Annotated in this window: 8 protein-coding genes and 2 pseudogenes; 5 read left to right on the top strand and 5 right to left on the bottom strand. The window is 69.7% G+C overall.

Annotated features, from left to right (window positions below):
• The 3 genes and pseudogenes from VK92_RS36235 to VK92_RS36245 form a co-directional block, all read left to right on the top strand.
• Nucleotides 1–858: pseudogene (locus tag VK92_RS36235) on the top strand (DUF802 domain-containing protein); the annotation flags it as partial.
• Between the two features lie 3 nt (nt 859–861).
• Nucleotides 862–1506: an OmpA family protein gene (locus tag VK92_RS36240; RefSeq protein WP_048020257.1), complete on the top strand. Its 645-nt coding sequence runs from the start codon at nt 862–864 to the stop codon at nt 1504–1506.
• The gene (locus VK92_RS36245) at nt 1503–2126 is read left to right on the top strand and encodes a DUF2894 domain-containing protein (protein WP_048020256.1); all 624 of its coding nucleotides are present in this window, start codon (nt 1503–1505) and stop codon (nt 2124–2126) included. Before VK92_RS36240 ends, VK92_RS36245 begins: the two co-directional genes overlap by 4 nt.
• A 34-nt stretch (nt 2127–2160) precedes the next feature.
• On the opposite strand, the gene VK92_RS36250 is transcribed toward VK92_RS36245, so the two are convergent.
• On the bottom strand, nt 2161–2664 hold the full coding sequence (locus tag VK92_RS36250; RefSeq protein WP_048020254.1) for a DM13 domain-containing protein: 504 nt from the start codon (nt 2662–2664) through the stop codon (nt 2161–2163).
• Nucleotides 2665–2912: 248 nt separating this feature from the next.
• On the opposite strand from VK92_RS36250, the gene VK92_RS36255 reads away from it, so the two are divergent.
• On the top strand, nt 2913–3230 hold the full coding sequence (locus tag VK92_RS36255; RefSeq protein ID WP_048020252.1) for a DUF4148 domain-containing protein: 318 nt from the start codon (nt 2913–2915) through the stop codon (nt 3228–3230).
• A 79-nt stretch (nt 3231–3309) separates the two neighbouring features.
• Here the strand turns inward: VK92_RS36255 and VK92_RS36260 are convergent, their stop codons facing one another.
• From VK92_RS36260 to VK92_RS36280, 4 genes are all read right to left on the bottom strand, one after another.
• Entirely contained in the window at nt 3310–3882 is a 573-nt protein-coding gene (locus VK92_RS36260) for an NADPH-dependent FMN reductase (protein ID WP_048020250.1), read from the bottom strand.
• 54 nt (nt 3883–3936) lie between these two features.
• Nucleotides 3937–4614, bottom strand: a complete 678-nt coding sequence (locus tag VK92_RS36265; protein WP_048020248.1) for a hypothetical protein — start codon at nt 4612–4614, stop codon at nt 3937–3939.
• 760 nt (nt 4615–5374) lie between these two features.
• The gene (locus tag VK92_RS36275; protein ID WP_021163891.1) at nt 5375–6658 is read right to left on the bottom strand and encodes an isoprenylcysteine carboxylmethyltransferase family protein; all 1284 of its coding nucleotides are present in this window, start codon (nt 6656–6658) and stop codon (nt 5375–5377) included.
• A 120-nt stretch (nt 6659–6778) separates the two neighbouring features.
• Complete coding sequence (locus tag VK92_RS36280; protein WP_021163890.1) at nt 6779–8080, bottom strand: collagen-like triple helix repeat-containing protein; 1302 nt, start codon at nt 8078–8080, stop codon at nt 6779–6781.
• On the opposite strand from VK92_RS36280, the pseudogene VK92_RS43440 reads away from it, so the two are divergent.
• Nucleotides 7974–8314: pseudogene (locus VK92_RS43440) on the top strand (highly repetitive protein); the annotation flags it as partial. The gene VK92_RS36280 and the pseudogene VK92_RS43440 overlap by 107 nt on opposite strands.

Raw genomic sequence — 8314 nt, forward strand, 5'->3', positions numbered from 1 at the left:
CGCGACCTGACCGCGCAGGCTTCGACCTTCGAACGGCGCTCGAACGACCTGCTGTCGACGATCCGCGATTCGCACACGGGCCTGCAGACGCAACTGGCCGCCCGCGACGAAGCACGCCTCGCCGCGTGGAACGACTCGCTCGCCGCGATGGCGGCCGCGCTGCGCGACGAATGGGCGCACACGAGCGCGCAGGCCGCGACGCGCCAGCAGGACATCTGCGACACGCTGGCCCGCACCGCGAACGACATCACCGCGCAGGCGCAGGTGCATGCGAGCGACACGATCAACGAGATCGCGCGCCTCGTGCAGGCTGCGTCGGAGGCGCCGAAGGCCGCGGCCGACGTCGTCGCCGAGCTGCGCCAGCGCTTGTCCGACAGCCTGGTACACGACACCGCGATGCTCGAGGAACGCAGCCGCCTGCTCGCGACGCTCGAAACGCTGCTCGGCGCGGTCAATCACGCGTCGACCGAACAGCGCACCGCGATCGACGCGCTCGTCAGCACGTCGGCCGACCTGCTCGACCGCGTCGGGGCGCGCTTCAACGACACCGTCGACGCCGAAACGCGCAAGCTCGACTCGGTGGCCGCGCAAGTGACGGCGGGCGCGGTCGAGGTCGCGAGCCTCGGCGATGCGTTCGGGATGGCCGTGCAGGTGTTCGGCGAGTCGAACGACAAGCTGCTGACCCATCTGCAACGCATCGAGGCCGCGCTCGAGAAGTCGCTCGCGCGCAGCGACGAGCAGCTCGAGTACTACGTCGCGCAGGCGCGCGAGGTGATCGACCTGAGCATGATGTCGCAGAAGCAGATCGTCGAAGACCTGCAGCAGCTCGCCGGCCGGCGGGCGTCCGTCGGAGCGTAACGCATGCACGACGAAATCGACGGCGGCGCGTCCTCCGCGCCGGTGTGGCCCGCGTTCGCCGACCTGATGTCGGTGCTGCTCGGCGCGTTCGTGCTGATCCTCGTCGGCGTGATCGGCATGCAGTTGCAGCTCACGTCGAAGCTCGAGGAAGCCGTGCGTGCGCGCCAGCAGGAAGCGCAGCAGCGCAAGTCGCTCGAGCAGGCGCTCGCCGGGCCGCTCGCGGCCGGCCGCGTGACGCTCGTGAACGGGCGCATCGGCATCAGCGGCAACGTGCTGTTCGCGCTGAACTCCGACCAGTTGCAGCCCGCCGGCCGCGACCTGCTGAAGACGCTGGCCGCACCGCTCGCCGCCTACCTGAAGACCCGCGACGAGATCCTGATGATCAGCGGCTTCGCCGACGACCAGCAGGTGCATGCCGGCAACCGCCAGTTCGCGGACAACTGGGAACTGTCGGCCAAGCGCGCGTTGACGGTCACGCGCGCGATGATCGACGCCGGCGTGCCGGCGTCGTCGGTGTTCGCGGCCGCGTTCGGCTCGGAACAGCCGGTCAGCTCGAATGCGGACGATGAAGGCCGTGCGAAGAACCGTCGCGTGGAGATCGCGCCGGTGCCGCGCAAGTCGGCATCGAACGGAGGGAGCGCGAAGTGACCGACGACGCGACGCACGTTCGCGCGACACTCGACGCATGGCGCGAGCAGGGCGCCGACCGGCTCGACCCCGTGCGCTTTCTCCGGATCGACGCGCTCGAGCGGCGTGCGGCCGCGCTCGAAGGCAACGCGCGCGGGCTGCTCGACGCGCGGCTCGCCGCGCTGATCGAAGGCTTCGCGGCGGTCGTCGCGCGGGCCGACGAAGCGAAGGCCGCCGCGAGCGGCATCGCGCAAGCCGACGATGGTGCGGCCGGACGCGGTCCGTCGCTGGCGGCGCTCGTCGAACGGCTCGGCCGCGATGCGCAGGCCGACCGGCGCGGGCTCGATCCCGAGCTGGTCGACTACTTCCGCACGATGTGGTCGAAGGTCCGCACCGAACAGCAATACCGCCAGTCGCTCGACCAGGTGCCGCGCAACGCGGGGCCGCTCAATTCGAACAGTCTCGTGCACCGGTCGCTCGCGACGATGCGCGAGCTGTCGCCGGAATATCTGCAGCAGTTCCTGTCGTACGTCGATGCGCTCGCATGGCTCGAGGATCTCGCCGGCGGCGGCGCGCAGCCCGAGAAGGAAGCCCCGCGCGCGAAGACGGTGAAGAAGGGCGCGCGCGGCAAGAGCCGGTAGCGCGCGGGCACGCATCGCCGCCGCCGGGGGCCGGTCACATCGGCGTCAGGCCCGACGCCGGCGCGCTTTGATAGCGGGCCGCGCTGATGAATTTCGAGAAGCGTTCGCACCAGATCACGACCGACGTGTATTGCGCGGGATTCACGTCGTCGGGAAGCGCCACGACGAAATTGCCGAATGTCTTCAGGTCGCCCACGCGTACGGCGCGCGCCTTGATCGCGAGGAACGACGCTCGCGTATCGACGAAGGCCGGCACGAGATAGAGCTTGTAGTCGGGGCCCGGTGCGATGTCGCCCTCGAACGCGATCGACGAATCGGTGACGGTCAGCTTGCCGTCCGCCCAGTGCAGCGCGTCGCTTCCCGGCAGGTTGCGTTCGAAGCGGCCGGTATGGCGCGCGTTTTCCGCGGCCACTTGCAGCTCGACGGCGCTTGCGCCTTCCGTCGCCGTGAGGATCGGCAGCACGTAGATGCCCGCGGCAAACGCCACGAGCCCCGTCGCGAGATGCGACGCGATCAGTATCCAGATTCTGGTTTTCATGTCGGACCCTTTGAACGAAAACAGAGGGTGGCGCCGGGCCACATGCCGGTAGTCGCGCGAGCCGGCGGAATCTGACAGACGTTCGGGTTTTCGTTCAACGCGCCGTTACATGCCGCTCCTGCCGGCGTGCCGCGTGGCACCTGCACCGTGACGCGACGCCGGATTTTTTCTTCGGCGAGTGTCATCTTTGCGCACGCGGCTCGACTCACTCTCCGTCGACAACGTCGTCGATGCTCAGGAGAGATCAGATGAACAAGCTTGCTCTGTATGTTCTCGCGACGGTTGCCGCGACCGCTTCCGTTTCGGTTTCCATTTCCGCGTGGGCCGCGCCGCAGTCCACCGTGACGCGCGCGGAAGTGAAGGCCGAACTGGCCGCCCTGCGTGCAGCCGGCTACCGGCAGAACGGCGAAGACCCGTACTATCCGGCACGATTGGCGGAAGCGCTGAAGAAGATCGGTTCGACCGGCACGTCGACGGCCGATACCAGTGGATACGGCATGGCGGCACCGGCCGCGAGCGAATCGGGTTCGATGACGGCCGACAGACCGATCTATCGCGGACGATGATCCGGGCCGGACGTTGCGCCTGTCGATGGGCACGGCGTCCGATTAATCCGGACTGCGATGGAATCCAGGTTGCGCAACGTCAGCGTGCTGACGTGCCGTCGGCAATCTCCGCGCCGAGCGCGTGCAGCGCCTCGACCAGCGCCGCTGCGAACGGCGGATGCGCGGCGATGCCTGCCGCGTCGAGCTGGCTGCCGAGGATCGGGAGCGTGATCGACGCGCGCTCGACGATGTTCGCCGACATCACCGACAGCGTTTCCCTCAGCGCCGCGTCCGCATGCGTCGCGCGCGGCGATGCGTTCAGCACCGCGACCGGCTTGTACACGAACGCTTCGCATCCCACGACCCAGTCGAGCGCGTTCTTCATCACGCCGGTCACGCCGTGCGCGTATTCCGGGCTTGCGATCAGTACGCCGTCGGCGGCGTTCAGGCGATCGATCAGGTCGCGCACCGCGGCCGGCGACGGATATTCCGCGTCGGGGTTGAACAGCGGAAATTCGCCGAGGCGATCGAAGCGCGTGATGCGCGTCCCGGGCGGCGCGACGCGTGCCGCCGCATCCAGCAGCGCCGCGTTATACGACTGCGCGCGCAGGCTGCCGCATAACGCGACGATGTCGATGCGGCGCTCGGAATCGGGTTGGAGTTCGGTAGCCATCGAGGAGCGTGTCGTTGGGTGGTTTGCGCGATGGGGGCGCGCGGGCCCGACGGATTATCGCATCGGTGCACGGGCGGAGTGACGCGCTTTGGCGCCCCCGTGCAAGCGGTGCGGTTCGCGCCTTTCCCGCGGAAATCCCGGGTGGCGACATCCTGCGGCAACGACGTCGGCCATCCCGGCCGCGCGCGCGAATGCGCCGATTTCCCACCCGTTGCCGAGCAGCAGACGACGCGTATGCAGCGCGCCGTGCACGTCGTCGGCAACGGCTTCGCCCAGATAGCGCAGCGCGCGGCCTTCGATGTCGACGAAGCCGTGTCGATAGTCATGGGCCAGCGCGGTCCACAGCTGCGCCGCGCCGATCGACTGACGGGCGCCGCTGATCAGGCACAGGCCGGCGTCGAGTCCCCAGCGATACAGCGTCGTCGCGAGGCCCTTGCGTTGCGCGGATCCGCGCAGCCGCGTGTGCGGCGCGCGCAGGTAGCGGTCGGCGCGACGCGGGATTTCGGGCAGGCGGTTGAACACCGTATAGCCGGCGAGCTGGCGCGCGGCCGGATCCTCGACGTACAGGAAGTACTCGCCGTCGGCCTCGCGGTGGCGGACGATCAGGCCGGAGCGGCCGAGCGCGACGGCCGGCAGGCCGTGCAGGCGATGGCCCGGCTGGTGCAGGCGTGTGTAGAGCGAGTCGAGTTCATCGTCGATGTCGTGCTGGGAATGCTGTACGTCGATGCGCATGGCAAAAGGCGCCCGTCCCGGGCGGTCCGAGAAAGTGGTTCATCGCAAGAGGGGGAGGAATGGGTGCGGCCCCCGGGCTCGGCGAAGCGAGCCGGGGCCGCGAATCAGCTGGGGATGTGCTGGAAACCGGCGGCGATCGCGGCGAGGCCCGCGATGCAGAGTGCGAACAGGATCAGGACTTTGTGAATCACGTCTCTCTCCTCATGAATGCGCGGCGCCGAAGGGCGGTGCCGCGGAGACGGTGACGGCGGGCACGGCCCGCGCGGCCGTCGTGCGCGACGACGGTCGGGTGTCCGGGCGACCGATCGGGCGCGGACGGCCAGCACCATACGCGAGGAGTCGGGGGCGGGCAATCGTATCGGTGGAGAAAAGCGACGAAACGCGGAGAATCGTATCGTTTCGCGACAATTGGCCGCATGAGCGCGCGCCCTAGCCCGAGCGGCGGGTGGGCCAGCCGGACAGTCGCTGCCGGGTAGTGCGCGCATGGCCGGTGCCGTCAATCGGCCACCGCGCGCTCGTAGAGCGAAGCGATGTAACCGCCGGGCAGCGGACGAAGCGCGACGCGTGCGAAGCCGAGTGCCTCGTAGTACGCACACAGCTTCGCGTTGCGCGGATCGCAATCGAGTCGCGGCAGCGAGCACTGCTGCGCGCGTACTTGATCGCAAGGGCGCGCGCACTGTGCCGGAACCGGCGAAACGGCGATGTGCGAACGCCGACGCAAGCGTGGGCGGCGCAGCAGGCCCCGCCTTGCGCCGCCGTGTCAGGCCGGCGCGCGCTGCCCGAACGCCTGCTTCATCCGCGCGAACAACCCGTGTTGCGCGATCCATTCGGCATACGCGCGATAGTCGGGGTCGCGCATCAGGTGCCGTTCCTCGGTCTTCGCCCGCGTGTAGTAGATCAGGTTGACCGCAACGAGCCCCGCGCAGTGCATCAGCCCGACCTGCCACCCGAGCGGCTCGACGAACGGCACCGACACCATCCAGTACGACAGGTTCTTCGTGATGTACGCCGGATGCTTCGTGAAGCGGTACGGGCCCGACGTGATGATCCCGCGGTTGGTGAGGTTCGAGAAACGCAGCCCGAACGAGATCGTGCACAGCGCGTAGGTCAGCAGCAGCAGGATGATCACCGTGCCCCAGATCACGCGCAGCGTCGGGGCCGACTGCAGCCAGTTGTCCCAGAACAACGTGCCTTCGTAGCGGATGTAGTTGTTCGAGAACAGCGACCAGAATGGCTGGTAGCACATCAGCGCGGCTACCCAGCCGAGCGTCGTCGGCTCGACGGTGCGCACGTGGCTGTCGAGGATGCGGAACGTGCACAGGTAACCGACGGTGCCGAACATCAGGTCCATCGTGAACGACAGGTCGTACATGAACATGAAGGTCGCGATCGTCGCCGGCGCGTGCATCGCGTTCGCGAGCGACGCGGTCAGGTGATCGGCGTCCTTCGACAGGTAGACGGTCATCAGCGGCAGGAAGAACGCCTTCACGCCCCAGCCGGCCAGCATCTCGCGCACCGGCTTCCAGCTCGCGGGCTGCTCGCGGCGGAACAGGAAGCGGCCCCACAGCAGGTACGCGTCGTCGGTCTCGCGCTGGTGGCGATCCATCCACGCGAAGTAGAACGGCGCGGCGACGATCACGTACGGCGCGAGCGAGCGCAGCAGCGACCAGAACGGCCGGTAGAACGCGCCGTGGTATTCCGGCAGCAGCCAGTAGATCGCGCCGATGCCCGCGTAGATCGACGCCAACGCGCCGAGCCGCGTCGCAACGCGCGCGATGCCGAGCGGGCGCACGGCCTGCCGCGACAGGCCCGCGCTCGGGCGCAGGTAGACGCGCGAGATGAAGATTTCGTGCAGCGCGATCGTGCCGATGATCGCGAGGCTGGCGATGACCGCGCGCGTGGCTGCATCGAAAGTCGGCTGGCCGCGCGTGATCCACAGCGCGAACAGTCCGGCGGCGATGCCGAGCAGGCCGGCGCGCAGGGGCGTGGCGGAACGGGGTGGGCGGTCCTGGACCGCGGCGATGCCGTCAAGCGTGGAGTTCATGATCGGATCCTCGTACGGGTGAAGGCCGGCGCCCCCGCTGGGCGGGTGACGCCGGCCGTCGGCCGGGCTTTGTATGGATGCGCGCCCGGCCATTGGCCTGTGGTTCTGATAGGTAAAGCGTTACTTCTTGGTGCCGCCGCCCAGCAGACCGCCGAGGAGGTTCGTCACCGGCGACAGCAGGTTGCCGGCACCGCCCGCGGCACCGCCGTTCGAGCTGCCGGTCAGGCCGGCCGCCACGGAGCCGCCGCCGGCCGGCGTCGTGGCCGTGCCGGCCGCGCCGCCCGGGCTCGCGGTGCCGATGGCGCCGGCGGCGCCTGCCGGCGTCGTCAGTGCACCCGTCACCGTGCCGACCGGGCCGCTCGACAGCAGGCCGCCGAGCGTGCCCGTCACGTTGCCGCCCGGCGTCGTGACCGTGCCCGTGAGGCTGGCGCCGAGCGGCGTCAGCGAATTGACGAGGTTGGTGACCGGCGCCAGCAGGCCGCCGACACCCGCGCCACCGGTGCCGCTGGTGCCACTCGTTCCGCCGGTGCCGCTCGTGCCGCTCGAACCGAGGCCGCCGAGCGCACCCGTCAGCGAGCCGAGCAGGCCCGTGACCGGTCCGAGCGGGCCGCCGCTGCTCGTGCCGCTCGTGCCGCCCGAACCGCTCGAGCTGCCGCCGCCCAGGCCGCCCGTCAGCGTGCCGAGCAGGCCCGTGATCGGGGCGAGCGGGTTGCTGCCGCCCGTGCCGCTGCTGGAGCTGCCCGCGTTGTTGTCGTGGACGAGGCCGCCGGTGGACGTCACCGTGTTGCCGAGCTGTGCCACGACGCCGCCGAGGCCGGTGCCGACCGGGTTGCCGGTTGCGCCGCCGACCTTCGTGCCGGCGAGGGCGAGGCCGTTGCCGAGTGCGCTCAGCAGGCCGTTGAGCGGCGTGCCGAGCAGCGTGACGCCGCCGAGCGTCTGCGTGGCGCCCGGCGTCGTGACACCGCCGGTCAGCGTGTTCGTGATCGGGTTGATCACCTTGCCGACCTGCGTCTCGAGCTGCTGGACCGGCGAGCTGTTCAGCGCCGTGTTGAGGCCCGACGCGGTCGAGTTGACGGCGCCGCCCACGGTGTTGACGAGATCGCCGACGAGCGTCGTGACCGGCGACAGCGGCGACAGCGGGCCGGAGCCGAGGCTCTTCACCGCGTTGCCGAGGTTGTTGACCGCGCCGCCGGCGCCGGTCAGCAGGCCGGTAGTCGACGTCAGCGTCGGTCCGAGCGGGTTCGCCGACACGCCGATCGAGCCGAGGCCGGCCGCGACGCCGTTGCCGAGCGCCTGCACGCCATTGCCGAGGCTCGTGACCGCGTTGCCGACGCTGTTGGCCGTCGTCGGGTTCGTGCCGGGAATCTGCACGCCGCCGATCACGCCGCCGCCGTTCGCGACCGTCGTACCGACTGCCGTCACGAGGTTGCCGGATTTCTGGAGGACATTGCCGAGCGGGGTGACGCCGGTGCCGGAGGTGCCCGACGTGCCGGAAGTACCCGAGGTACCCGACGTGCCGGAAGTACCCGAGGTACCGGAAGTGCCCGACGTGCCGGAAGTGCCCGACGTGCCAGAAGTACCCGAGGTGCCGGAAGTACCCGACGTACCGGAGGTGCCCGAGGTGCCGGAAGTGCCCGACGTGCCAGAAGTACCCGA

Origin of the sequence: Burkholderia sp. LK4, assembly GCF_001043615.1 — a bacterium.
Taxonomy (GTDB): Bacteria; Pseudomonadota; Gammaproteobacteria; order Burkholderiales; family Burkholderiaceae; genus Burkholderia; species Burkholderia cepacia.

What these genes read in the sequence shown, in the direction of transcription:
- VK92_RS36240 (WP_048020257.1), top strand. Translation starts at nt 862, where the DNA reads ATGCACGACGAAATCGACGGCGGCGCGTCCTCCGCGCCGGTGTGGCCC.
- VK92_RS36250 (WP_048020254.1), bottom strand. Translation starts at nt 2,664, where the DNA reads ATGAAAACCAGAATCTGGATACTGATCGCGTCGCATCTCGCGACGGGG.
- VK92_RS36255 (WP_048020252.1), top strand. Translation starts at nt 2,913, where the DNA reads ATGAACAAGCTTGCTCTGTATGTTCTCGCGACGGTTGCCGCGACCGCT.
- VK92_RS36260 (WP_048020250.1), bottom strand. Translation starts at nt 3,882, where the DNA reads ATGGCTACCGAACTCCAACCCGATTCCGAGCGCCGCATCGACATCGTC.
- VK92_RS36265 (WP_048020248.1), bottom strand. Translation starts at nt 4,614, where the DNA reads ATGCGCATCGACGTACAGCATTCCCAGCACGACATCGACGATGAACTC.
- VK92_RS36275 (WP_021163891.1), bottom strand. Translation starts at nt 6,658, where the DNA reads ATGAACTCCACGCTTGACGGCATCGCCGCGGTCCAGGACCGCCCACCC.